Source organism: Chryseobacterium pyrolae, from assembly GCF_025153485.1.
Lineage (GTDB): Bacteria > Bacteroidota > Bacteroidia > Flavobacteriales > Weeksellaceae > Chryseobacterium > Chryseobacterium antibioticum.
Genome location: NZ_JANZQH010000001.1, coordinates 240,440 through 264,120 on the forward strand (window position 1 = coordinate 240,440; position 23,681 = coordinate 264,120).

The 23,681-nt window shown below is 37.6% G+C and carries 20 protein-coding genes and 1 tRNA gene; 12 read left to right on the forward strand and 9 right to left on the reverse strand.

Annotated features, from left to right (window positions below; genetic code table 11):
- Positions 1-10 precede the first annotated feature (10 nt).
- A complete protein-coding gene (locus NZD88_RS01065; protein WP_259826739.1) occupies positions 11-1,006 on the reverse strand; it encodes an EamA family transporter in 996 nt (331 codons plus the stop codon).
- A gap of 557 nt (positions 1,007-1,563) precedes the next feature.
- Between NZD88_RS01065 and NZD88_RS01070 the strand changes: the two genes are divergently transcribed.
- A complete protein-coding gene (locus NZD88_RS01070; RefSeq protein ID WP_259826740.1) occupies positions 1,564-3,687 on the forward strand; it encodes a type IA DNA topoisomerase in 2,124 nt (707 codons plus the stop codon).
- A 264-nt stretch (positions 3,688-3,951) separates the two neighbouring features.
- On the opposite strand, the gene NZD88_RS01075 is transcribed toward NZD88_RS01070, so the two are convergent.
- Both NZD88_RS01075 and NZD88_RS01080 read right to left on the reverse strand, forming a co-directional pair.
- Positions 3,952-4,083: transfer RNA gene (locus tag NZD88_RS01075), tRNA-OTHER, on the reverse strand.
- Positions 4,054-4,476 (reverse strand): hypothetical protein, encoded by a 423-nt coding sequence (locus NZD88_RS01080; RefSeq protein ID WP_259826742.1) that lies wholly within the window; start codon positions 4,474-4,476, stop codon positions 4,054-4,056. Before NZD88_RS01080 ends, NZD88_RS01075 begins: the two co-directional genes overlap by 30 nt.
- A gap of 532 nt (positions 4,477-5,008) precedes the next feature.
- On the opposite strand from NZD88_RS01080, the gene NZD88_RS01085 reads away from it, so the two are divergent.
- The 4 genes from NZD88_RS01085 (at position 5,009) to NZD88_RS01100 (ending at position 8,777) form a co-directional block, all read left to right on the forward strand.
- Positions 5,009-5,431: a PaaI family thioesterase gene (locus NZD88_RS01085; RefSeq protein ID WP_259826743.1), complete on the forward strand. Its 423-nt coding sequence runs from the start codon at positions 5,009-5,011 to the stop codon at positions 5,429-5,431.
- 110 nt (positions 5,432-5,541) lie between these two features.
- On the forward strand, positions 5,542-5,886 hold the full coding sequence (locus NZD88_RS01090; protein WP_259826744.1) for a phage holin family protein: 345 nt from the start codon (positions 5,542-5,544) through the stop codon (positions 5,884-5,886).
- A 268-nt stretch (positions 5,887-6,154) separates the two neighbouring features.
- Positions 6,155-8,149, forward strand: coding sequence for a S9 family peptidase (locus tag NZD88_RS01095; protein WP_259826745.1), 1,995 nt, complete (start codon positions 6,155-6,157; stop codon positions 8,147-8,149).
- Between the two features lie 136 nt (positions 8,150-8,285).
- The gene (locus tag NZD88_RS01100) at positions 8,286-8,777 is read left to right on the forward strand and encodes a DNA-deoxyinosine glycosylase (RefSeq protein WP_259826746.1); all 492 of its coding nucleotides are present in this window, start codon (positions 8,286-8,288) and stop codon (positions 8,775-8,777) included.
- Between the two features lie 202 nt (positions 8,778-8,979).
- Here NZD88_RS01100 and NZD88_RS01105 read toward each other — a convergent pair whose 3' ends face one another.
- The 4 genes from NZD88_RS01105 to NZD88_RS01120 form a co-directional block, all read right to left on the reverse strand.
- On the reverse strand, positions 8,980-10,014 hold the full coding sequence (locus NZD88_RS01105) for a phosphotransferase enzyme family protein (protein ID WP_259826747.1): 1,035 nt from the start codon (positions 10,012-10,014) through the stop codon (positions 8,980-8,982).
- Positions 10,005-10,910, reverse strand: coding sequence for a sugar phosphate nucleotidyltransferase (locus NZD88_RS01110; protein ID WP_259826748.1), 906 nt, complete (start codon positions 10,908-10,910; stop codon positions 10,005-10,007). Before NZD88_RS01110 ends, NZD88_RS01105 begins: the two co-directional genes overlap by 10 nt.
- A complete protein-coding gene (locus tag NZD88_RS01115) occupies positions 10,900-12,297 on the reverse strand; it encodes a Gfo/Idh/MocA family protein (protein WP_259826749.1) in 1,398 nt (465 codons plus the stop codon). Before NZD88_RS01115 ends, NZD88_RS01110 begins: the two co-directional genes overlap by 11 nt.
- Before the next feature lie 185 nt (positions 12,298-12,482).
- Entirely contained in the window at positions 12,483-13,175 is a 693-nt protein-coding gene (locus NZD88_RS01120; RefSeq protein WP_259826751.1) for an AIM24 family protein, read from the reverse strand.
- Positions 13,176-13,356: 181 nt separating this feature from the next.
- On the opposite strand from NZD88_RS01120, the gene queA reads away from it, so the two are divergent.
- The 5 genes from queA (at position 13,357) to NZD88_RS01145 (ending at position 18,773) form a co-directional block, all read left to right on the forward strand.
- Complete coding sequence (gene queA / locus NZD88_RS01125) at positions 13,357-14,406, forward strand: tRNA preQ1(34) S-adenosylmethionine ribosyltransferase-isomerase QueA (RefSeq protein WP_259826753.1); 1,050 nt, start codon at positions 13,357-13,359, stop codon at positions 14,404-14,406.
- 114 nt (positions 14,407-14,520) lie between these two features.
- Positions 14,521-15,555: a dual-specificity RNA methyltransferase RlmN gene (gene rlmN, locus NZD88_RS01130; protein WP_259826755.1), complete on the forward strand. Its 1,035-nt coding sequence runs from the start codon at positions 14,521-14,523 to the stop codon at positions 15,553-15,555.
- A 73-nt stretch (positions 15,556-15,628) separates the two neighbouring features.
- The gene (locus tag NZD88_RS01135; protein ID WP_259826756.1) at positions 15,629-16,570 is read left to right on the forward strand and encodes a sterol desaturase family protein; all 942 of its coding nucleotides are present in this window, start codon (positions 15,629-15,631) and stop codon (positions 16,568-16,570) included.
- Between the two features lie 273 nt (positions 16,571-16,843).
- Entirely contained in the window at positions 16,844-17,722 is an 879-nt protein-coding gene (locus NZD88_RS01140; protein ID WP_259826759.1) for a hypothetical protein, read from the forward strand.
- Positions 17,723-17,795: 73 nt separating this feature from the next.
- Complete coding sequence (locus tag NZD88_RS01145) at positions 17,796-18,773, forward strand: polyprenyl synthetase family protein (protein ID WP_259826760.1); 978 nt, start codon at positions 17,796-17,798, stop codon at positions 18,771-18,773.
- Positions 18,774-18,838: 65 nt separating this feature from the next.
- Here NZD88_RS01145 and NZD88_RS01150 read toward each other — a convergent pair whose 3' ends face one another.
- The gene (locus NZD88_RS01150) at positions 18,839-19,630 is read right to left on the reverse strand and encodes a hypothetical protein (RefSeq protein ID WP_259826761.1); all 792 of its coding nucleotides are present in this window, start codon (positions 19,628-19,630) and stop codon (positions 18,839-18,841) included.
- Between the two features lie 262 nt (positions 19,631-19,892).
- Positions 19,893-20,192 carry a hypothetical protein gene (locus NZD88_RS01155; protein WP_259826763.1) on the reverse strand — a complete coding sequence of 100 codons (300 nt, stop codon included), beginning with the start codon at positions 20,190-20,192 and terminating at the stop codon, positions 19,893-19,895.
- Positions 20,193-20,325: 133 nt separating this feature from the next.
- Here NZD88_RS01155 and NZD88_RS01160 point away from each other — a divergent pair, with 133 nt between their 5' ends.
- Positions 20,326-22,758, forward strand: a complete 2,433-nt coding sequence (locus NZD88_RS01160) for an alpha-ketoacid dehydrogenase subunit alpha/beta (protein ID WP_259826764.1) — start codon at positions 20,326-20,328, stop codon at positions 22,756-22,758.
- Between the two features lie 112 nt (positions 22,759-22,870).
- The gene (locus NZD88_RS01165) at positions 22,871-23,680 is read left to right on the forward strand and encodes a hypothetical protein (RefSeq protein WP_259826765.1); all 810 of its coding nucleotides are present in this window, start codon (positions 22,871-22,873) and stop codon (positions 23,678-23,680) included.
- The last annotated feature ends 1 nt before the right edge of the window (position 23,681 follow it).

The following is a 23,681-nucleotide window of genomic DNA, read 5'->3' on the forward strand; positions in this document are numbered from 1 at the left end:
AGTTTTAATTTTAAATAGGCTGATACGGTCGCACGGTCTTATTGACGAATCGTTTCAGTCTTCGTATCTTCACCTTCGAGCGTTTCGAAAGCCTGAAATATTTGGTTACATTGGTAAGAAGTACCCCCAATAATATGACCGATAATCCGTATAGCTGGCTTCCGTTAATCGTTTGTCCTGCTATAATCCAGCCTGCGAATACGGTAACAATAGGGTTGATATAAGTATGCGTACTCACCAAAGCTGCGGGTTTTACAGAAAGCAGCCATATATAAGATAAATAAGCGACGATCGATCCGAAAAATACTAAGAACAGCACACCCACCCATGCCGATACCGGAACATTGGAGAATGAAAAACCGTGCCATTCTTGTCTGAAGGAAGCAATAATAAAGGAAGCAACCCCAGCTGTGATAAGCTGCTGTGCAATATTCATAAACGTTGAATGGGAAGCCGGGTTTTTCTTTGAATACAAAGATCCCAGAACCCAGGCCACAGAACTTAATGCCAATACAATGAATGCAGTGATTCGAAGGTTGCCGTCTGTCGCTGTATGATGTGCACTGGAAACGCTTCCGTTCAGGAATAATATTAATCCTACAAAACCGATGATCAAACCGATGGGAATGAATTTATCTGAAAAATAATACTTCCAGTTTTTCTTATCAATAGCAATGAACCAGAAGGGACCTGTTGCAATGGCAATAGCAGCTTCAGAAGCCGATACATACTGCTCGCCCCAGGCAACAAGGCCTGTTCCGCCGGTAAGAATAAGTATTCCTGTGATGGCATTCTTTTTCCAGTTGATCAGAGAATTGGCTTTTTCACCTTTAGCCAACAGCCAGCCAATCATCAGAAGCCCTGCCGCCAGGAAACGGAATCCGGAAAGAATAAAAGGAGGAAACCCTTTCAGACCAAATGAAATGGCGAGGAATGTAATTCCCCAAATCACGTAAATATTGATAAATGCCACCGGCACCAGCCAGCTGTTTTTAGAAGTGCTCATTCTGTATGTTTTTTGTGTGATGTGTATTAAAATAAAAAGGCCCTACAACGTGGTAAGGCCTTTAGAAATATGTGATATAAAAGTAAGGTCAGCCACGGGATTTCTGATGCATAGGCATACAGTTGCACATCATCATAGTTTTGATGGTCTGTTTCTTCACTGATTGATGTTTAAATCCTTGTTTCATTTTGTTTTCTTTTCCTGAATACGGTTGCAAATATAGAACATATATTTTTATTAGTCCACTAAAATAATAGACTTTTTAGTATTTTTTCTTTTTTGAATGTTTAATTGGTTGTTTTTCAGTGAATTATTTTGTTTTAAGTTTTGTTAATATTCATCGGTTGTTGAAAAATAAAACCTTGTAAGTACTTCGGGCATTACACTCTTAAGAAGAATTCGAGCAATTTATTTACTTGATTTACATTCTTAAATTATTAAGCAAACCTATTTATACCTATTTTAGGCTCTCATTCCTGAGCCAACAACTCTGAAGTAAATTAGCAAAATCCAAAAAAAATCCCGACTTTTGTCCCCCTTCAATAATTCCGAAATTCATGAAACTTTGTATTGCCGAAAAGCCCAGTGTTGCCAGAGATATCGCCAAAGTATTAGGTGCTACAATGCCTAAACAGGGCTATATGGAAGGGAATGGATACTGTGTAACATGGACGTTCGGACATCTTTGTACCCTAAAAGAACCTCACGACTACGGTCCTCAATACAAGTCCTGGAATTTATTTTTATTGCCTATCATTCCAGCTAATTTTGGGATCAAATTAATTCCCAATAAAGGCGTTGAAAACCAGTTCAAAGTCATTGAAAGATTAGTGGAAGAATGTGATGAGGTTATTAACTGTGGTGATGCCGGGCAGGAGGGAGAGCTGATCCAGCGATGGGTTTTGCAGAAAGCAAAATGCAATAAACCTGTTCAGCGTTTATGGATCTCGTCCCTTACGGAAGAAGCAATCAAAGAAGGTTTTGAAAATCTGAAACCGGCTGAAGATTATAAAAATCTGTATCTGGCTGGAAATGCAAGAGCGATTGGTGACTGGCTGTTGGGAATCAATGCAACAAGATTATTTACCAAGAAATTTGGAGGGAATAAAGCGGTTCTTTCTATCGGAAGAGTGCAAACACCTACGTTGGCTATGTTGGTTCAGCGTCAAAAGGAAATCGATGCATTCAATACCGAAGAATATTGGGAACTCAAAACCAAATATCGTGATGTTATTTTCAATGCAGCGATTGACCGTTTAAAAACCTTAGACCGCGCTGAAAAAGGACTTGAATATCTTAAACTGAACTCTTTTGAGATTGTCTCTTTTGAGATTAAAGAAGGCAAAGAAAAAAATCTGAGACTTTTTGATTTGACAGGCCTTCAGGTGGAAGCCAACAAAAAATATGGCTACTCCGCAGAAAGCACTTTAAATTACATACAAAGTCTGTACGAAAAAAAGCACGTGACTTATCCGCGTGTGGATACCACCTATCTATCCGAAAGTCTGTATCCGAAAATAGAAGGCATTCTTCGGAAAATGCATTTTTATCAGGATCTGATCTCCCCGTTATTGGAAGCTCCTATTCCTAAATCAAAAGCCGTTTTTGATGATGCAAAAGTGACCGATCACCATGCAATTATTCCTACTGAAGTTCCACCTTCTCAAAATCTGAGCAGGGAAGAAAAGTTGGTGTATGACCTTATTGCAAAACGTTTTATCTCTGTTTTTTATCCTGAATGTAAAATTTCCAATACATTGGTGGAAGGAAAAGTAGGAACCATTCCATTCAAAACGAGTGGACGACAGGTTCTGGAACCGGGATGGAGAGCGGTTTACGCCAAAGAACCCAAAGAAGAATCTACAGATAAAGAAAAAGAAAAGGAAGAAGAACAGACCATTCCTGAATTTACAGTTGGAGAAACCGGACCACACGATCCGATGATTCATCAGGGAAAAACCACACCACCAAAACCATACACTGAAGCAACGCTGTTGAGAGCGATGGAAACAGCCGGAAAGCAGGTAGAAGACGAGGAATTGCGTGAACTTCTTAAGAATAACGGAATTGGAAGACCGTCAACCCGTGCCAATATCATCGAGACCCTTTTCAAAAGGAAGTATATTGAGAAGAAAAGGAAAAACCTTATTGCGACTCAAACCGGAATTCAGCTGATCGATACCATTGAGGACGAACTTCTGAAAAGCCCTGAATTAACAGGAGAATGGGAATCAAAACTCCGTAAAATCGAAAGCGGGGAATACGAAGCCAATCAGTTTAAAGAAGAACTGATTCAGATGGTAACGGAACTCACCAAAAAAGTGGTGGATGGAAAAGGAAAAGTGATTACACTGTACGAAGAAAAAGAAGAGGTTATAGAAAAGAAAAAACGTGAACCTGCTGTAAAAAAAGAACTTCAATCCTGGGAAGAAACCAAATGTCCAAAATGTAAAGAACATCACCTGATCAAAGGAAAAGCAGCTGTAGGATGTTCCGATTTCAAGAACTGTGGTTTTAAAATCACCTTTGATATTTTTGGAAAAAAACTTTCTGATAAGCAGCTTCTGGATCTTGTTTTAAAAGGGAAAACTTCAAAACTGAAAGGATTCAGCACCCATACTGAAAGTTTAACAGAAGGAGTTCTTGCACTTGGAGAAGATTTTCAGGTACAGCTTTCTTAAGAATTTTAAATTCTAAAAAGCTGTTCAATCATTAAAAATCACAAATCATAAAAGATTTTAGTCCACTTAGTCCCAAACGTAAGATTATAAAAGTTTCTGAAATCAAAATCCTTCACAAGAATAGCAATTGAAGGACAAAAAATTCCCCTACTTCGGAGGGGTGGCGAAAATTCAAAGAATTTTTGACGGGGTGGTATTATATATCACTACATAACCTACTCACAAAAGCTTAATAAAATACATCATATAAATTTCTCCCTAACGTGGAGAATACGGGATTCGAACCCGTGACCTTTTGACTGCCAGTCAAACGCGCCATAGTTTTTTACATATTATGTTTGATCTCAAACCCAGTTCCCTTATGATTTACCTAAACAGCTTACCATACCATCCTCCAATATCTTTTTTTATATCGTCATGATATTTACATAAAACCTGAGCCAATTCAAGTTCTGATCTGTCAGCTTTATAGGTATTTAAAGTCAGATAACCGAAAAAGTTCCCGCCCTGATCAACAATAGCGGGCGGATATGAAGCATAATCGCTCCACGGAGAATAGGTACTGTAGGAACTTCCATAGTTTCCGTAACCGTTCCATATGGATTTTGAGCTGTATACATTTCCATAATCACCATAAGTATTCCAGATTGAATTTTTATCAAAAGTATCACAGTTTAAACAGCCCAGATATTGATCCTGATTGGAACCACCATACAGGTGTAAGGTCTGAGCCTGAAAAAGACAGCAGATCAGGAGGCTAAAAAAGGTGAATATCTTTGTGGTGGTCATACGGATGGATGTTTGTTGCAAAGCTAATATTTTTTGTAACCGTTTTATAAACCACCCCGTCAAAAATTCTTTGAATTTTCGCCCTCCGGAGTAGGGGTATGTTTACCCAGATAGATATTTGAATAATTTTAAACCATTAAGATCAGTGAAGATGATAAGAATAGTTAAGAGAAATCAAATGATTTTTTAAGCTATACTTCTTAAAGCGAAGCTTTACTTAATATTCTTAAAAACTTAAAAAACCTTAATGGTTCAATTTTTTAATCTCCCGCAGATTTCTCAGATGACACAGATTTTTTATCATGATAAATAAAAATCTTAGATTTTTGGGAAAACTTAAGTGTACTTCTTATGCGTTATGTATTTAACTTAAAAATAACTTAAGTGTTAAAAACTTTTGCATCTTTTGTGGTTAAAAGCTTGTTGAACTATTTAAAATTTCAGCATTAAGAAGTAACTTGTCTTCAATTTTGTGGGATTTCTGAAAAACATTGGTGTACTTTGTGTTTACATTCAGATTAAATAAATATTCATGACTCCAGAAAAAAAGAAACTCATCACAGATAGCTTCGGCCGCTCAGAAACATTAAAATTCTACAATGCAGAATTATTGGAAGTAGATACCGATTTCGTCTCCATCAAAATTCCTAAAATGGAAATGATGACCCGGAAAGCCGGAATGTTCAATGGTGCCATGATCGCTTCACTGGTGGATGTTTCTTCCGGATATGCTTCCGTAAGTCATTATAAAGACGATTGCTACGTCGTGACAGTTGAGCTGAAGGTCAATTATCTTCGTCCCGCATTGGGAGATGCTTTGATATCGCGCTCTTACGTTATAAAAGGCGGAGCAAAGATCATCGTTGTAAGGACGGAAATCTATGTTCTTGATGAAGTAAACGGTTCGGAAAGTCATGTGGCGACTTCACTGGTGACCATGATGAGGATAAAATAAAGGACGCCGGAATTAAAAATATTCCGTAAACAAAGAGTCCCACTGTATTTTTTCAATGCAAATGGAACAGGTTTTGCTCAATAAAGACCATAAACATTAAAAAATATAATATGAACTTAATTATCAGGCTGTTTATTACAGCCATCGTTGCGTATCTTTTGACTAAGGTACTACCGGGTGTACATTTCGAAGGATTTTCTTCGGCAATTATTTTTGCCATCGTACTGGGGGTATTAAATATTTTTGTAAAACCTATCCTTGGACTTTTAGGATTACCATTAACGATCATTACGTTAGGGCTATTTGCTTTAGTAATCAATGCGGTAATTATTTTGATTGCAGATTATTTCATAGACAGTATGGTCGTAGACGGCTTCTGGTGGGCACTGATCTTTAGTGTGCTGCTGTCCTTTGTGATTTCACTGGCCAGTTCTATGTTTTCAGATAAAGATTAATGGATTCAATATAAAATTTACATCGTAAGTCTGCTGTTTTTTCGGCAGACTTTTTTATTGCTTTGTTTGGGCTATGTAAAATGTTTTACAGTTATACATGTCATTTTCAAAAATATGTTTGGTGGATGCAGGATAAATCAAAACTTAAATGTTAATTCTTTCGCTCATTTTTATTTTAAATATTAACTTTGGCCATCTTTGAATTAAATAAAAGGAATCTGTGAAATTATAACGCTTTCACAGATCCGTTAAAAATCAATACCAACATATGAAACTTAAGTACAGTCTGCTGGCTCTGGCAGCTCCGCTTTTAATGAATGCACAACAACTAATGACGCCTGAAATTCTTTGGACTTTGAAAAAAGTAGGAGTGCAGGCCGTTTCACCGGATCAGGCTTCCCTAATTTATAAAATTGGGCAGGTAGATCTGAAAACAGAAAAAACAAAAAGTGAGAACTACTTTCTCAATGTTTTAAATAACCAGTCTTCCAAAATAGATTTTGGTAAAAAAGCCCTTATCCAATGGGATAAAAATGGAATTTACGCACAGGAGGGAGATAAGATTTATCTTTCAAAAGATAACGGAAAAACCTGGTCTGAATTTTATACGATCGGTGAAGCTGATAATATCGTAATTTCTCCGGACGGAAAAAAAATTGCTTTCAGCAAGCAGGTTCTGGTAGAAAAATTAATGGGGAAAGATAAATACAGCGATACCCCTAAAACGACAGCTCAGGTATATACAGACCTGAACCACAGACATTGGGATTATTTCAATGAAGGAAAATACAACCACGTATTTGTAGTCAATACCACAGATAAAGCAGAATCTGCAAAAGATCTTTTAGAAGGGAAAACATGGGATTCTCCTCAGCGACCTTTCGGGGGAGCTGAAGATTTTATCTGGAGCCCGGATTCTTCACAGCTTTTGTACGTTACAAAACCTAAAAGCGGAAAAGAATATTCTACAAGCACGAATACAGATATTTTTGCTTACGATATGGCTTCAGGAACCACAAAGAATTTAACAGAATCTAATAAAGGGTACGATGTAAATCCAAAGTTCAGCCCGGACGGAAAATCCCTGATCTGGCAGAGTATGGCCAGAGATGGGTATGAAGCTGACAAAAATGATGTAAAAATCATGGACTGGAAGTCTGGAAAAACAACGAATCTTACTGCTGGCTGGGATGAAAGCGTTTCCGGAGATGTATTCTGGAGCGGTGATTCAAAAGCCATTTATTTTACTGCAGCATTCAGAGGTACAAAGCAGCTTTTCTCATTAGATCCTAAAGCAGCAAAAGTACAGCAGATCACTAAAGGTGATTTTGACGTTAACGAAATCTTTACCGATAATAAAACCTCACTTCTGGTAGGAAGAACAGATGTTAACCACGCAACGGAATTATTCTCTGTTAACGTGAAAAACGGAGAAATGAAGCAGGTGACGGAAGCCAATAAAGAAGCTTATGCTAAACTGGCACAGGGGAAATCTGAACTGAAGATGGTGAAAACATCAGACGGCAAAGAAATGGGCGTATGGTTCCATTACCCACCCAACTTTGATCCTAATAAAAAATACCCTACACTGGTATATTGCCAGGGAGGTCCACAATCTGCACTGACGCAATTCTTCAGTACAAGATGGAACTTCTCTCTGATGGCAGCCAACGGATATATCGTAGTAGCGCCAAACAGAAGAGGAATGCCGGGCTGGGGAACAAAATGGAACGAAGAAATTTCTAAAGACTGGGGCGGACAGCCGATGAGAGATTATCTGGCAGCAACAGATTTTGCGAAAACATTACCTTATGTAGACGGAGAAAGAGTAGCGGCAGTAGGAGCTAGCTACGGTGGTTACAGTGTATTCATGTTAGCCGGAATCCATGAAAACAGATTTAAAACATTCATCGCACACGATGGATTATTCGATATGAAATCGTGGTACCTTACCACAGAAGAACTTTGGTTTGCCAACTGGGATCTTGGTTCTCCATGGGAAAAACCACTTCCAAAAGCTTATACAGAATTCAACCCAAGCAATTTTGTTGAAAAATGGAATAAGCCGATTATGATTTTCCAGGGAGGAATTGATTTCCGTGTGCCTTACGAGCAGGGACAGGAAGCTTTCCAGGCAGCGAAATTAAGAGGTCTGAAATCTAAATTAGTCTATTTCCCGAACGAAAATCACTGGGTGCTTCATCCGCAAAACGGATTGGTATGGCAGAGAGAATTCTTCGACTGGCTGAAGGAAACTTTATAGTTAAGAATTAAAAGTGAATAATGATAAGGAATGTAATTTCTTTTAGTTATTCCTGAAAATATCAATAGAAACGGGCTTTGGCCCGTTTTTTTATGTGGTTATCCAACGGTTTTAGTCCAATTTTATATATTTGAAGATGCAAAATAGAATTTCCTCGTTTCCGCCACTTATTGATTCTCAGTCTGAAATTTTAATTTTAGGCTCAATTCCCGGTGTTCAATCTCTGGAAAAACAGCAATATTATGGGCATCCGCAAAATAAATTCTGGACCCTTATTTTTCATCTGTTCAATGAAGAGTTTACGGAAGACTATACCGAGAGAAAAAATATATTAAAGAAGCATCATCTGGCAGTCTGGGATGTCATCGACTCCTGCGAGAGAAAAGGAAGTCTGGATTCTGAGATCAAAAATGAAGAAGCCAACCGGATTGATGAACTTTTGGAAGAACACCCCAATATCAAAGCTATTTTTTGCAATGGAGGAAAATCATACAAAAACCTTCAGAAGCTTTTAGGAAAGAATTACAGGCTACCAATAGTTCAGCTTCCTTCTACCAGCCCACTTCATACCGTATCTTTTGATAAGAAACTGGAAGAATGGAAGAAGATTTTGGAGCTCTTGGCTTAAAATTTTTTAACCATAAAAGTCACAGAGGTTTTGACGAATAAACGCAATATTGTTAGTCATTGCGAGGAGAGTATCGACGAAGCAATCTCATATTAAAGTAGATTTTCATGTCAGAGAGATTATAAAATTCTTCAGGGAGATTACTTCGCTACGCTCGCAATGACTGATTTTGTAGCAATCTGTGAGATCCGTGGGATAAAATCTAATCAACACGTAGATATTCCCTTAATCCTTTCAGCAGCTCCAGCTGATTTCTCGTTCTATCAAGGTTGTGGTCAGCATATTTTGTAGCGTAGTACGTACTTCCATTCAAATAATCAGTCAAAAAACGGATTGCCTGAATATAGATAACAGTTTGTGCTGCATAATCCAGGTTTTCAAGCTCTTCAAAGGTTAATTTTTCATTTAAATACAGTAAAAATCCGTCTTTTACGGTTCTGTAAATGTGGGGATTGAAATTATTTCCGGCATTTCCATCATCTTCATCCAAAGTATTGCTGTAGGATCTCGCCATGTCACCGAAGTCATATAAAATTGTAGAAACCGTTACCGTATCCAGATCAATAACAGCCAGAGGTTTGGAAGTTTCATCAAAAAGAATATTCCTGACATTAGGATCTCCGTGGATAATTCTTTTAGGCAGAAGTCCGTCTTTTTCAAGGGCGATCCATTTTTGGGGAAGAAAAAGCAACTCATTCATCGTTTCAATTTCCGGGGCAGCATTTTCTAACAGACCTTCGTTTGCCTGTTGTAAAGAAGTTTGATAATCCAGCACCCTTTTTTCAAAATTAATAAAATCGGGAATCGGTATCTGAATATCAGGAATATGTTCAGGGTTTATCATATTTAAAAAACATCCGACGGCTTTTGCAGATTCATAGGCTGTTTTTAGATCAGGAATCTTGAAGAAAGTTTTTGTGTCTTCAATGAAACTGATCATTCTCCATGATTCTCCGTTGTCATCTTTTTGAATAAAACTTCCTGATAAAGTGGCCTTTGGTTTTACGATTTCCAGCGGGTAATTTCCCTCTTCCAGCATCTTGTTGATTAAAAGATGATTTTGGCTGATGATCTCAGGAAACGGAAAAACCTGAGTATTGATCTTTTGAAGGATCCATTTTTCATCAGAATCATGATCTTCCACCCAATAGGTAGTGTTGATCAGTCCATTGGTAATAGGAGTGACCGTACAGTTTTCAGTTCCGGTAAATCCGGTAATGATTTGTTTTAATTCCATAAATCTTCTGGATATCTGTTTTTTTCGATTTCTGATGTCAGAAAATCTTTAATACTGCTTTTATCATCGGCATAGGTAACTCCCATCCACTGCGAAGGAGAAGCTTTAACCCATACTTTTGCCTTTCTCTCGTCAATCATTCTCTGTACGGCAGAAGGGATGTAAAACTCCTGCAACGGCTCCGGATCCGATTGTATAAAATCATTAAAATACAGTTCAAGAGCATCAAAAATATCTGGATGAAAAATAAATAAATTCATAGAAACCAAAGTGTCCGGAGCAATCTCAATATCATTTTCTTTTTCCGTATAAACGATTGAATTCCCAGCTCTTCGGATAGACGTTTGTTCCTCTATTTTTACCAGATAATGGTCATCATCTAAAGTACATATTCCTCTTGCTACATTTCCGTTTCCGCTCAAAGTAGAGACTACCGGATAGGCAGCCATTCCAAACTGTGACCCTGAGATGTGAAAATCAATTTCTTCAGACGCCAGATGATAGGCTTCCTTCCCATAAAAATCATCCGCATTGATCATGACAAAAGGTTCCTGTACTGCGTTTTTTGCACAGAGAACAGCATGGCCGGTTCCCCAGGGTTTTTCTCTTTCGGTGAAGTCAAAATTATGAGGCACAAAACTTTCTTTTTCCTGATATACCCAGTGAAGTTCAAAATGAGCTTTTTTGGATATAGCATTTAATCTTTCAATATAGCTTTGAGGAATCAATCTGTTCACAATAACAACCACTTTACTGAAACCCGCCTCCAACGCATCATAAATAGAATATTCCAGGATCGGCGAACCGTTTTCCAGAATTCCGTCTATCTGTTTCAGACCTTTGTAGCGGCTTCCTAAACCTCCAGCTAATATAAGTACTGTCTTTTTAGAATTCATCAGTCATTCCAAATACGGGTTTACGGGTCTTCCATTTTCCGTTGGTGAAATCAGGAATATCAACAGCCTGACCTCCTTTAGCAATAGATTCCTCACTAAGCGGGGTGATGGAATACCATAGGGCAAGATCATACACATCCATCGGGAATTCTATATTTCGCTTGATGCATTCTATAAAAGTATTCATCACAAAAAAGTCCATTCCTCCGTGACCTGCACCTGCAGCTGTATTTTCAAATTTTTTCCAGATAGGATGATCAAATTCTTTCATCCATTTTTCTGTATTCTCCCATCGGTGGCTGTGATTCATTGTTTTTTCAAAATAAATATGCCCCTGGTTGAAATCTCCCCAGCCGAAATCCTGCCATAGACCTTCCGTTCCCTGTACCCTGAATCCCAGATCATAAGGTCTCTGTAAGCTGGTGTCATGGGTTAAAAGAATGGTTTCTCCATTCGCACAGGCAATCTGTGTGGTCACAACATCGCCCTGGTTGAATTTTACTTTGGCATTAGGATGATTTTCTCCTCCTTTAGGATGTTCCACAATATATTTATGGAGTCCCACAGACTTTGAAGAGAATGATGAAAGTCTGGTCAGACGGTTTCCACGGTTGATATCCATCATAACCGCCACAGGCCCCAATCCGTGCGTAGGATAAAGTTCTCCGTTGCGTTTTACGTAATGTTCCGTTCTCCAATGAGCCTCACTGAAACCCTTTTCACCAAATTCAGCACCCGAATTATAAGGCGTGACACCGTCATTGAAAAGAACACCTCTCAGATCATGCTGATAGCCGCCTCTTCCATGTACCAATTCTCCAAACATTCCTTTGCGGGCCATATTCATAATGGCCATAATATCTCTACGGTAGCATACATTTTCCATCATGAAAATAGGCACTTTCGTTTCCTCATAGACCTTCACAAACTCCCAGCAGTCCTCAAGCTTTATAGCTCCCGAAACCTCCATGCCTACGATCTTTTTCGCGCGCATTGCTTCTGTACCCTGCGGAAGATGCCATTCCCACGGAGTGGCAATCACTACGGCATCGATGGTTTTTAATTTCAAAAGATTCCGGTAGTCGTATTCGCCGTTTGAAAATTCCTGGGCGGCAGATTTATTATGGTCTTTCAGTATTTTTTGAGAAGCTAAAAGCATTCTTTTGTCCGGATCTGCAAAAGCCACAATCTCTACGTCATCGCGTTTCGCCAGAAGTTTTACATGTTCCTGTCCGCGGAGTCCTACGCCGATAAATCCGACACGGACTTTTTTATCTGTTTTAAAATCATTGGAGTAGGCAAATAAAGAATTGGGTAAAACCAATGCGCCAAAGCTAGCCAGGGCTGCAGTCTTAATGAAATTTCTGCGTGAAGAGGTGGTGTCCATCAAAATTTTTTCTTAAATATATTAAAAAGTTGTGGGATGCGGGTTATAAGTTGCGGGTTGGAAGTTGCGAGATTCCGGTTGTAGAGTTTGGGGTTCGGGATGAGAGTGAGTGTTAGTTAAAATTAAAAACGGCTGCCCGGATTTAAGGAGCAGCCATTTTTAGCATCATCAATTTTTAATATATATTATTTCTCTGTGAAATATACTTCTTCGTAAGGTTGGATTAGTACCCATCCGCTTCCTGAGAACTTCATCTGGAATTCTTCGCCACTTCCTCTTCCGATAAGACTTTTGAAAGAAACATTTGTTTTCAGATCAGGACTTAAGTTTCCGGACCATGCCACAGTAGCATTAGGGTCGGTGAAAACAGGACTGTCTGGAGTGACCATCAATGTTAATGGTTCGCCATGAGTGGTGATGGCAATATGCCCGGTTCCTGAAAGTTTTACCTGAAAAAGACCGCCGGCCATCATCCCGGCAACGCTTTTAAGCATGGTAATATCGCTTTTTACACTTTGCTCGTGTGCCAGAACATCATTTCCGTTAACACATACAGCTTCATTGTTCAAATAAAGGATACGTACTTTCTTACCAGAATCTGCCACATACAATTTGCCATTTCCTTCTGCTTTCATCAGTTTGGTTCCTTCACCACTGATTGCTTTCTTTAAAAGATTGCCAATTCCTCCGGCCAGCATTCCCTGTCTTTCGAAATTAATTCCGCCTACATAGCCTACCATGCTTCCTCTTTTCGTCCATACCGCCTGATTATTTAGGTTGATTTCTAAAAGATGTGGAGTTTCAAGCTCAAAATAGTCTCTTTGCTGTGGATTTTCTTTAGTCTCGTTGACGAAAGCCTCCAATGAATATTTGCTCATAAGTGTAAAAGTTTTAAATATTTCCAAAAATAATCTTTTTTTCCTTCATAAATCACCGTAGAATCACGGTTTTATATTTGATTTTAAATAATACTTGACAAAGGGGTATTCAATGTCGTATATTTGCACACCGAAAATTACACTTGTAATTTGAATAATTTTTAAACCGTAATTTAAAAAAATGAAAACATCAGATTTTAATTTTGATCTTCCTGAAGAATTATTAGCAGAACACCCATCTGAACACAGAGATGAAGCCAAACTAATGGTACTTGATAGAAAGACACAAACTATTGAGCATAAGCTGTTTAAAGATGTAGTTGATTATTTCGATGAGAAAGATCTGTTCATTTTCAACAATACTAAAGTTTTCCCTGCACGTCTTTATGGAAATAAAGAAAAAACAGGTGCTAAAATTGAAGTTTTCCTTTTAAGAGAACTTGACAAAGAAACCAGAGTATGGGACGTTCTTGTAGATCCTGCAAGAAAGATCAGAATTGGTAACAAATTATTCTTTACTGAAGATGAATCTTTAGTAGCTGAAGTGATCGACAATACCACTTCAAGAGGAAGAACTTTAAGATTTTTATTCGACGGTTCTTATGACGAATTCAGAACAAAACTGAAGGAATTAGGAGAAACTCCACTTCCAAAATATATCAAAAGAGCAGTAGAGCCGGAAGATGCAGAAAGATATCAGACGATCTATGCAAAAGTAGAAGGAGCAGTGGCTGCACCTACCGCAGGGCTTCACTTCTCTAAGCATTTGATGAAGAAGTTAGAGATCAAAGGAATCGATTTTGCAGAGGTAACACTTCACGTTGGTTTAGGAACTTTCAACCCAATTGAGGTAGAAGATCTTTCTAAGCACAAAATGGAGTCTGAAGAAGTGATTATTGACGAAAAGAATGCCGATATCATCAATAAAGCAGTAGATGCTCACAGAAGAGTTTGTGCAGTAGGGACTACAACGATGAGAGCATTGGAAACTTCTGTTTCTTCAAACAGAAAGATCTCTGCTTTTAACGGTTGGACCAACAAATTTATTTATCCGCCTCATGATTTCGGAGTTGCGAATGCTATGATTACCAACTTCCACACCCCGAAATCAACATTACTGATGATGATCGCTGCGTTTGCAGGAAAAGATTTCATCATGCATGCTTATGAAGAAGCCGTTAAAGAAAAGTATAAATTCTATTCTTACGGTGACGCCATGTTAATCCTATAAATTATGTATTAATGTATAATGTACAAAGTATAATGTATTTTTTAGTGGTTTAAAAACTTAAGATAATACATAAGATTATTACTTTGTACATTGTACATCATACTTTTTACAATAATGAAAGATATCCGAGTTTTATCACTAGACCAGCTTAAAGACTATTTTTTGACTTTAGGGGAAAAACCGTTTCGTGCGAAACAGGTTTATGACTGGTTATGGAGTAAAAATCTCCATTCGATTGATGAAATGACGAATCTTTCGAAAACTCTGCGTGAAAGAATTTCCGAAGAGTACACCATCAATCCGGTTTCTGTAGACCAATTGCAGAAAAGTTCAGACGGAACCATCAAAAACGGCGTGAAACTCCATGACGGACTGTTGGTGGAATCTGTTCTTATTCCAACGGAAACAAGAACCACAGCCTGCGTTTCCTCACAGGTAGGATGCTCATTGAACTGCGAATTTTGTGCAACGGCAAGGCTGAAAAGAATGAGAAACCTTGAAGTCGCTGAAATCGTAGACCAGGTTGCCCTCATCGACAACCAAAGCAAGATGTACTTTAACAGACCGCTTACCAATATCGTCTTTATGGGAATGGGAGAGCCCATGATGAATTACAAAAATGTTGTAGAGGCAATCAAAAAAATTACCCAGCCTGAAGGTTTGGGAATGTCTCCCAGAAGAATTACCGTTTCTACATCCGGAATTCCAAAGATGATCAAAATGCTGGCAGATGATGAGCTTCGTGTAAAACTGGCACTATCACTTCACTCTGCTATTGAGGTCAAGCGTAACGAAATTATGCCTTTTTCGGATAAATTTCCATTGACGGATATTATGGATGCACTTCAGTACTGGTATCAGAAAACCGGTTCTGTCATTACTTTTGAATACTGTGTATGGAAAGGGATCAATGACGGAGATGAAGACATCAAAGCTTTGATCAGATATTGCAAACAGGTGCCTTCCAAAGTAAATCTGATCCAGTATAACCCTATTGGTGACGGGAAATATGACCAGTGCAATAAGAAGGCAGAAGACAATTATGTACGTCAGCTCGAAAATGCAGGAATCACGGTAATGATCAGAAAAAGCCGTGGTGGAGACATCGATGCAGCTTGCGGGCAGCTTGCCAACAAAACGACTGATTAAAATTTCCTTAAAAAAAATCAAAACTTTTCTTAAAAATTCCCTAAAGTCCTACCTTTACATAAACTAATAAGGAATGTTGGACTTCTTCACAGGCGAAGACGGGCTTGAAAATGTCTATGCATGGTCAATTCCGCTTCATGCTGCAGTTATTTTAGCAGAAATGATTTACAGTCATGTTTCTGAGGCTAAGCTGTATAACGGAAAAGATGTGGCAACGAGCATCTACCTTGCATTGATGAACTTCGGCCTTGATCTGATCATGAAGGCTTTTGCCATGGGAGTCATGTTTTTCTTTTACAACCATAAGCTTTTTGCCTGGGATTTTACCGTTTGGTATTGGCTGATCTGCTTTATTATTACAGACTTTGCTTATTATGTTCTGCATTATGTGGATCATCATTCAAGGGCATTCTGGGCGGTACATATTACCCATCACAATTCAGAATATTTCAATCTGACGACTGGTTTTAGAAGCCCGGTATTACAGCCGCTTTACAGATATCTTTATTTTTCTCCTTTAGCTTTTTTAGGCTTTAATCCATGGCATATTATGGTGGTTTATGCGATAGGGCAGGTGTACGGAACCTGGGTGCATACACAGACCGTGAAAAGGATGGGAGTTTTAGAATATATCCTTGTAACTCCATCGCATCACAGAGTACACCACGCCTGTAATATTAAATATCTGGACAGAAACATGGGCATGTGTCTGATCATCTGGGACAAGATTTTCGGAACCTTCGAAAAAGAAGACCCCAATATGCCTGTCAAGTATGGAATATATCCAAAAATGCCTGACAATAAACCTGATACGGTTCTTTTTTATGAATGGAGAAAGATCTGGAAAGATATCAAACAGCCGGGACTGAAAATTTCGGACAGGATTAACTATATTTTCAATTCTCCGGGATGGAGGCATGACGGCACAGGAAAAACGGTTAGGCAATATCAGAAAGACTATTTGGAGAAGCAGGTAAAAAGACAGGAACAAAAACAAAAAATGAAATCTGCCTGATTTATAACTGATTATAGTTTTGCTGTTTTATTAAACCACAAAGGCGCAAAAGTTTTTAACACTTAAGTTTTTTTTAGTTAAATGCTTTGTGCACAGGAAGTACACTTAAATTTTTTGAAAATCTATGATTTTCACGACATCTGTTGTTAATTGGGGAATTATTCCAATCCTTTGGAGAGGTGGCGAAAATTCAAAGAATTTTTGACGGGGTGGTTTCAAAAAATTAGATACTTCCGGTTTTCCTCATTTCCCTTAAACCCTTATTTTTGCTCTATGAAAAAATTCTTTCTTGTTTCTGCCTTTATCATTTTTCAATGGTCATTTTCGCAGCAGACCGATTTTTTGAAAATAAGAAAATTCAGGGTTGCCTATTTGGATGATAAAATCCGGGAAACATCAGGACTGAGTATGCTGAATGGGAAACTGTATACTTTCAATGACAGTGGTAATGCTCCGGAACTTTTTGAGTTGGATGAGACTTCAGGCAACATCAAAAATACGTGGACCATTAATGCAAAAAATAAAGACTGGGAAGCCCTGACTAATGATGGAACGAATTTTTATATCGGAGACTTTGGAAATAACGGAGGAACGAGAAGAGATCTTGAAATCTATAAACTTCCTTTTCGCAGCAACGAACCCGAGAACGATTCTATCGCTAAAATTTCTTTCTATTATCCTGAGCAGACAGAATTTATTCCTCAATATACCAACAATGATTTTGATGCAGAAGCCATGATCTATCTCAACGGAAAATTGCACCTTTTTACTAAAGAATGGAAATCAAAATCAACCTCCCATTATACTATTGATCCCACAACCTCTGAAAAGCAGAAAGCAGAAAAAGTGGAATCTTACAAAACCAATTTTGTAGTCACTGATGCTGCCTATTTTTATAAAAAGTTATATCTGGTAGGCTATACCAAGAAAACAGAGGTTTTTCTGAATGTCTTTACTGAAACAGAACCGGGAATCTTTTTTAAGGAGACTCCCAAACATTATTATCTAGGAAGCGCTTTGGCAGTCGGGCAGATCGAAGGTATTGCTGTTAATGAGACCGGAATCTATATTTCGGGAGAAAAATTTAAATCCAGATTGGGAAGTGCAGAGCCCGCGCTGTATTTTATTCCAAAAGAAGAACTCCAAGATTAATTTTGCCTTAAAATTGCGTGAAAAAAATTATCTTTGTCATAATTAAGAATTATATACTTATCATCCACAGATTTTGGCAAACATCGTAGAAGAAATCAAACAACCGATCAATGAGGAAATGAAACTTTTCGAGCAAAAGTTTTATGAATCTATGCAGAGTAAAGTCCCTTTATTAGATAAGGTAACCCGGTTTATCGTTACTACTAAAGGAAAACAAATGCGTCCTATGTTTGTATTTCTTTGTGCTAAATTAATCGGGGAGGTCAACGAAAAAACATACCGTGGGGCTTCAATGATCGAACTGATTCATACTGCAACCCTGGTTCATGATGATGTGGTAGATGAAAGTTTTAAAAGACGGAATTTTTTCTCTATTAATGCTTTATGGAAGAATAAAATTGCAGTGCTGGTAGGGGATTATCTTTTATCAAAATCGGTTTTATTGTCTACAGATCATAAAGATTACGATCTGTTGGCTGTCATTTCAAGAACGATCCGTGAAATGTCTGAAGGGGAGCTTCTACAGCTGGAGAAAGCTAGGAAACTGGATATTACCGAAGACGTTTACTATGAGATCATTCGTCAGAAAACAGCCACATTAATTGCTGCATGCTGCGAGATTGGAGTTCTGTCCAATAATGCAGATGAAGCACTTGCTAAAAAGATGATGAACTTCGGAACTTACACCGGAATGGCTTTTCAGATCAAGGATGACCTTTTTGATTATTTAAGTTCAAATGTTATTGGGAAACCTGTAGGAATCGATATTAAAGAACAGAAAATGACGCTTCCGTTGATCTATACTTTGAAAAATGCTAGTGAAAAGGAAAGGAAGTATTATTTTAACACCATCAAACGTTACAATAATGATCCTAAAAGGGTTAAGGAACTTATAGACTTTGTCAAAAGTTCCGGAGGCATGGATTATGCCATTAAGGTCATGAAAGATTTCCAGCAGAAAGCTAAAGATCTTCTCAATGAGTTTCCAGACTCTGAAGCCAAAAAATCTTTGTACAGCATGCTGGATTACGTGATTGAACGAAAATTTTAGAACTACAATAAATAAAAAATATGAATGCCTAAAGCATTCATATTTTTTTTGATATAAACTGAAGTTTATATTTTTTGTACCGTAACATTGGTTACATTTCCACTTCCTGTACTTCCCGTTTCAGTAGCTAAAACAGTGGCACTTTGATTGGGTGCTGCCGTAAAACGAACCTGATAACCGGCTGTCGGTATAATGAGTAATGTAGTATAGTTCATTAATTCTCCAACACTCCCAGAGTTAGCAGAAGCGTTATAATGGCTCCCTCTTCCTAAATAATCCGCATCCGGAACAGGTCTTATTCCTAGCAGCAATTGTGTTCCGGCTGGCATATTCGTGAAACTTGCCTGCAGTGTTACCAGATAATTCCCTGCCTGATTAAATGTTAATACCCCTGTTGTATTATTATAACTGTAATAAGGAGAAGTGGCTAGTGGAGCAGAAAACAACAAAGTAGCAATTGTTGTAGTAGCTAAATTTTGGTTATTCGCAAGACGGGCATGAAATAATGAATACGAATTAAAATTGATGGTCTTTAAGACCCCAGTAGCATCAGCTACTACAACTCTATCAGTACCTCCTACTCCAATATTTGAGTTAATGTTTCGGATTCTTGCATTTCCCGAAGCTACATCTAGCTTATCTGTGGGGCTTGTAGTCCCAATACCAACATTGGCAGTATTGGTTACAACAAAATCGTTAGCTTGCTGGGCAGCAGAAGGTATGCCTGATACCGGATTGTCTTTTGCTGCATCAACATGAAAAGTAGCTTGCGGATTGTTCGTGTTTATACCTACTTGTGCATAGATAATGCTTGACGTTAAAAAAACGCCACAAAGCGAAATAATTTTTTTTCTCATCGATTTAATTTTTTTCCTTTTGTATGTTAAAGTTACTTAACATTTCTTTCCGATAATCAATTTTTATACCATTATAGAAAAAATGATTAACGATATGATAATTTTTGATGTTTTTTTGAGAGGATATTACAGAATTCGTAAAAAATATCTCTTTTACTTGATTTAATTTATATGGCGAAACCTCCTGTTATAAGAACAAGCTAGTGACTTATATATCAAAGGAAAAGGAAATGTTGAAAAAGGGAATTATTAGGTTATAGATTTAGTCAATTATTTTCACTGTCACAATAATAACGGCTAAAACAATACAAAATAAAGCGATTAAAAATAGATAATCCGCAATAGTCTCATATCGGGTTTCCAGCTTGTTCTTTTCCGTTCTGATAGCCAGAAAAGAAAAAAAACTGCTAAAGGCAAAAAGAATACATGCAAGTCCGGCAAATTCATCCAAATGAGTATGATCACTCATTTTAGTAATTTTCAGTGAAGTGATGATAATTAAAGAAAATCCTAAAAGATTGCTGGAGGCATTGAGGATATGGGGTGATTTTTTTTCCATCATTTACAATTTTTTACAATATAAAACACAATTTTTTTATTATCAAATGTTTAAAAAAGATTATTGAAAATTAAAATTAGTTTAAAAATTGTATATTAGCGCCATACTTGAAGAATAAAAACTTTTATATCTAGCTATGCAGACAACCTATATTGAAACACAGCAAATTTCTTTCCAGGATTTTAAAAACCAGATACTTGAAGATTACAGGTTAGGAAGGATATCGCGCGAGATGTCTTATCTTGGAAGAAGAGAAGTGCTTACAGGAAAAGCTAAATTTGGAATTTTTGGGGATGGTAAAGAGCTTCCTCAGCTGGCCATGGCGAAAGTTTTCAGAAATGGAGACTTCCGTTCAGGATATTACAGGGATCAGACTTTTGCATTAGCGGTAGATGCTTTAACGGTTGAAAGCTTTTTCGCACAGCTTTATGCAGATACAAGTGTTGAAAGAGAACCGGCATCCGCAGGGAGGCAAATGAACGGTCACTTTGCGACAAGAAGTTTAAATGAAGACGGAAGCTGGAAAGATCTTATGGCACAGAAAAATATCTCCTCTGATATTTCTCCTACAGCAGGTCAGATGCCGAGATTGTTAGGATTGGCTCAGGCTTCTAAAATTTATAAAAGTGTAAAATTTAACGGTTCTGAAAAGTTCTCTAATGAAGGTAATGAAATTGCTTTCGGAACAATTGGTGATGCTTCTACTGCAGAAGGACATTTTTGGGAAACATTGAATGCAGCTTGTGCGCTTCAGGTTCCTATGATTGTTTCTATCTGGGATGATGGTTACGGAATTTCAGTTCCTACTAAAAACCAGAGAGCAAAGGCTGATATTGCCGAAATGTTAAGCGGCTTCCAAAGAAAAGAAGGTGAGAACCAGGGATGTGAGATTATTCAGGTAAAAGCCTGGGATTATCCTGCATTATTGGATGCTTACGCAAGAGCAGAGCAGTTTGCAAGAGTGGAGAGTGTTCCTGTAGTGGTTCACGTGATTGAAGTTACACAGCCTCAAGGTCACTCAACTTCCGGATCTCACGAAAGATATAAAAATGAAGAGCGTCTTTCCTGGGAATCTCAATTTGACGGATTGGTTAAATTCAGAGAATGGGTTTTAAATTATTCCATCGAAATTGAAGGACAAGAGGAAATCATTGCTTCTGTTGAAGAACTGGATGCCATAGATGACGAAGCGAAAAAAATAGTAAAAGCAGGCCAGAAAAATGCCTGGGAAAACTACCAGAAGACCATTACAGATTTAAATCAGTCTGTGCTTCCATTAGTTGAAAAACTTAAAGGTCAGAATGCCGAAATTGAAGGCTATATTGCCCAGTTCAATAAATTGGTTTCTAAGGCTAAAAAAGATATTTTCCATTTAACAAGAAAAGCTTTACTGGCAACAAGAGGAACTACTTCTACGGAAAGAACTCAATTGATGCAGAAGTACAATGAAGTTTTTGAAATAGAAAAAGACAACTATTCTTCTCACTTATATTCGCAGTCTCAGTGGAAAGCTGAAAATGTGAAAGAAATCAAACCGGTCTATTCGGACAGTTCTGAAGATGTGGACGGAAGAGTAGTGGTAAGAAATAATTTTGACAAAATTTTTGAAAAATATCCTGAAACCTTAGTCTTTGGTGAAGATGCCGGAAATATCGGTGATGTTAACCAGGGATTAGAAGGAATGCAGGAGAAATACGGCGAAGTACGTGTAGCAGATACGGGAATCCGTGAAGCTACAATTCTTGGTCAGGGTATTGGTATGGCGATGAGAGGTTTGAGACCTATCGCTGAAATCCAGTACTTAGATTATATTTTATACTGCTTACAGGGGATGAGTGATGATCTGGCGACTGTTCAGTACAGAACCAAAGGAGGTCAGAAAGCTCCTGTGATCATCAGAACAAGAGGTCACAGACTGGAAGGTGTTTGGCATTCAGGTTCTCCAATGGCGGGGATTCTGAATCTTTCAAAAGGGATTCTGGTATTGGTACCAAGAAACTTAACGAAAGCTGCTGGATTCTATAACACGATGCTTCAGAGTGACGATCCTGCTGTGATTGTTGAATGTCTGAACGGATACAGATTAAAAGAAAAACAACCTGATAACTTAGGAGAGTTTACTGTTCCTGTCGGTCAAATTGAAGTGACTAAAGAAGGTAAAGACGTTACATTGGTTACTTACGGTTCTACATGGAGAGTAGTAATGGACGCAGCAGATGAATTGGAAAAACTAGGAATTTCTGCAGAAGTTATTGATGTTCAGTCCTTAATTCCTTTCGATCTAACGAATGAAATTGCTGAAAGCGTGAAGAGAACCAACAGATTGGTCGTAATCGACGAAGATGTGGAAGGTGGAACTTCAGCGTTTATTTTACAGCAGATCCTAGAGAAGCAGAAAGCATTCAGATACCTGGATTCAGATCCGTTGACGATCGCTGCGAATGATCACAGACCTGCGTATGCAAGTGACGGAGATTACTTCAGCAAGCCATCTTCAGATGATATGGTTGAAAAAATCTACGCGATGTTTAATGAAACAAATCCTCAGAAATATCCTGCGATATTTTAATTAGGGCTTTTAGATAAAAATGAGCCGCTTTCTTTTGGAAGCGGTTTTTTTGTGATAATTAATATTCAATTATATTGTCAAAAGTATAAATTTGAACATTTTAGTATAAATTATGAAAGTTACATTGCGCCTGCTTTTAATTATATTATTACTGCACTCTTGTAAAGGGGAAGATTCAAAAGCTACAGTAGTAGAAGAGATAATTCCAAGCCCAGAAGAAGTTTTACGTGATTACGTTATAAAACCAAAAAATGATGATGGACTATGCAGGGAGGATATTTCCAGAGCAAAGGAAGATTTAAAAAAATATGGCCAAATTTACGTCACCACATATTGTTTTGGTTGTGAATCGTTACCTTATGAAGAAGAAGTAATAGAATATGCTACTTACAAAGGTTTCAAGGTGATAAGTTATGGATTTAGTTGCGTAACTATAAATGGGCAGACTCAAGGATGCTACAAGGCATTTATTGATTTAAAGATGGAAGAAATAAATGGAAAATATTTTCGTCAGAAAATTCAAATTGAGGCAGAAAAGTTAATGATTAACAAGCTCAAAAATAGCAATAGATCTTTAAGTATTTATGATTTAAGCGATAATGATAAACCTAAATTAGTTCATGAAACCAATCTCACAAAACAAGGGTATATTCCTACTATAAAAACAATGTTGCCATTAAAATTTGATAGGGATAAGTATCCCTTTGTAGATATAAGTTTCATTATAGAAAAAGATGGTAAAATTAGCAATCTGAAAAGTGAAAATTGGGTAGATGGATATAAGGAAAATAATAAGTACAAGAAAGAGCTTGAAAGTATGGCAAAAAAAGAAATTCTCAATTATTATAATGAATGGATTCCTGGTAAATATAAAAATACCATTGCTCGAGTTGAAAATAATTTTAGAGTTAGTTTCCAGTAAA

Excerpts from the sequence above, each read along its gene's own strand:
- NZD88_RS01070 (WP_259826740.1), top strand. The coding sequence starts at position 1,564 with ATGAAACTTTGTATTGCCGAAAAGCCCAGTGTTGCCAGAGATATCGCC.
- NZD88_RS01065 (WP_259826739.1), bottom strand. The coding sequence starts at position 1,006 with ATGAGCACTTCTAAAAACAGCTGGCTGGTGCCGGTGGCATTTATCAAT.
- queA (WP_259826753.1), top strand. The coding sequence starts at position 13,357 with ATGAAAACATCAGATTTTAATTTTGATCTTCCTGAAGAATTATTAGCA.
- NZD88_RS01085 (WP_259826743.1), top strand. The coding sequence starts at position 5,009 with ATGACTCCAGAAAAAAAGAAACTCATCACAGATAGCTTCGGCCGCTCA.
- NZD88_RS01160 (WP_259826764.1), top strand. The coding sequence starts at position 20,326 with ATGCAGACAACCTATATTGAAACACAGCAAATTTCTTTCCAGGATTTT.
- NZD88_RS01095 (WP_259826745.1), top strand. The coding sequence starts at position 6,155 with ATGAAACTTAAGTACAGTCTGCTGGCTCTGGCAGCTCCGCTTTTAATG.
- NZD88_RS01120 (WP_259826751.1), bottom strand. The coding sequence starts at position 13,175 with ATGAGCAAATATTCATTGGAGGCTTTCGTCAACGAGACTAAAGAAAAT.
- NZD88_RS01110 (WP_259826748.1), bottom strand. The coding sequence starts at position 10,910 with ATGAATTCTAAAAAGACAGTACTTATATTAGCTGGAGGTTTAGGAAGC.
- NZD88_RS01155 (WP_259826763.1), bottom strand. The coding sequence starts at position 20,192 with ATGATGGAAAAAAAATCACCCCATATCCTCAATGCCTCCAGCAATCTT.
- NZD88_RS01080 (WP_259826742.1), bottom strand. The coding sequence starts at position 4,476 with ATGACCACCACAAAGATATTCACCTTTTTTAGCCTCCTGATCTGCTGT.
- NZD88_RS01135 (WP_259826756.1), top strand. The coding sequence starts at position 15,629 with ATGTTGGACTTCTTCACAGGCGAAGACGGGCTTGAAAATGTCTATGCA.
- NZD88_RS01150 (WP_259826761.1), bottom strand. The coding sequence starts at position 19,630 with ATGAGAAAAAAAATTATTTCGCTTTGTGGCGTTTTTTTAACGTCAAGC.
- NZD88_RS01090 (WP_259826744.1), top strand. The coding sequence starts at position 5,542 with ATGAACTTAATTATCAGGCTGTTTATTACAGCCATCGTTGCGTATCTT.
- NZD88_RS01140 (WP_259826759.1), top strand. The coding sequence starts at position 16,844 with ATGAAAAAATTCTTTCTTGTTTCTGCCTTTATCATTTTTCAATGGTCA.
- NZD88_RS01115 (WP_259826749.1), bottom strand. The coding sequence starts at position 12,297 with ATGGACACCACCTCTTCACGCAGAAATTTCATTAAGACTGCAGCCCTG.
- NZD88_RS01165 (WP_259826765.1), top strand. The coding sequence starts at position 22,871 with ATGAAAGTTACATTGCGCCTGCTTTTAATTATATTATTACTGCACTCT.
- NZD88_RS01100 (WP_259826746.1), top strand. The coding sequence starts at position 8,286 with ATGCAAAATAGAATTTCCTCGTTTCCGCCACTTATTGATTCTCAGTCT.
- NZD88_RS01105 (WP_259826747.1), bottom strand. The coding sequence starts at position 10,014 with ATGGAATTAAAACAAATCATTACCGGATTTACCGGAACTGAAAACTGT.
- rlmN (WP_259826755.1), top strand. The coding sequence starts at position 14,521 with ATGAAAGATATCCGAGTTTTATCACTAGACCAGCTTAAAGACTATTTT.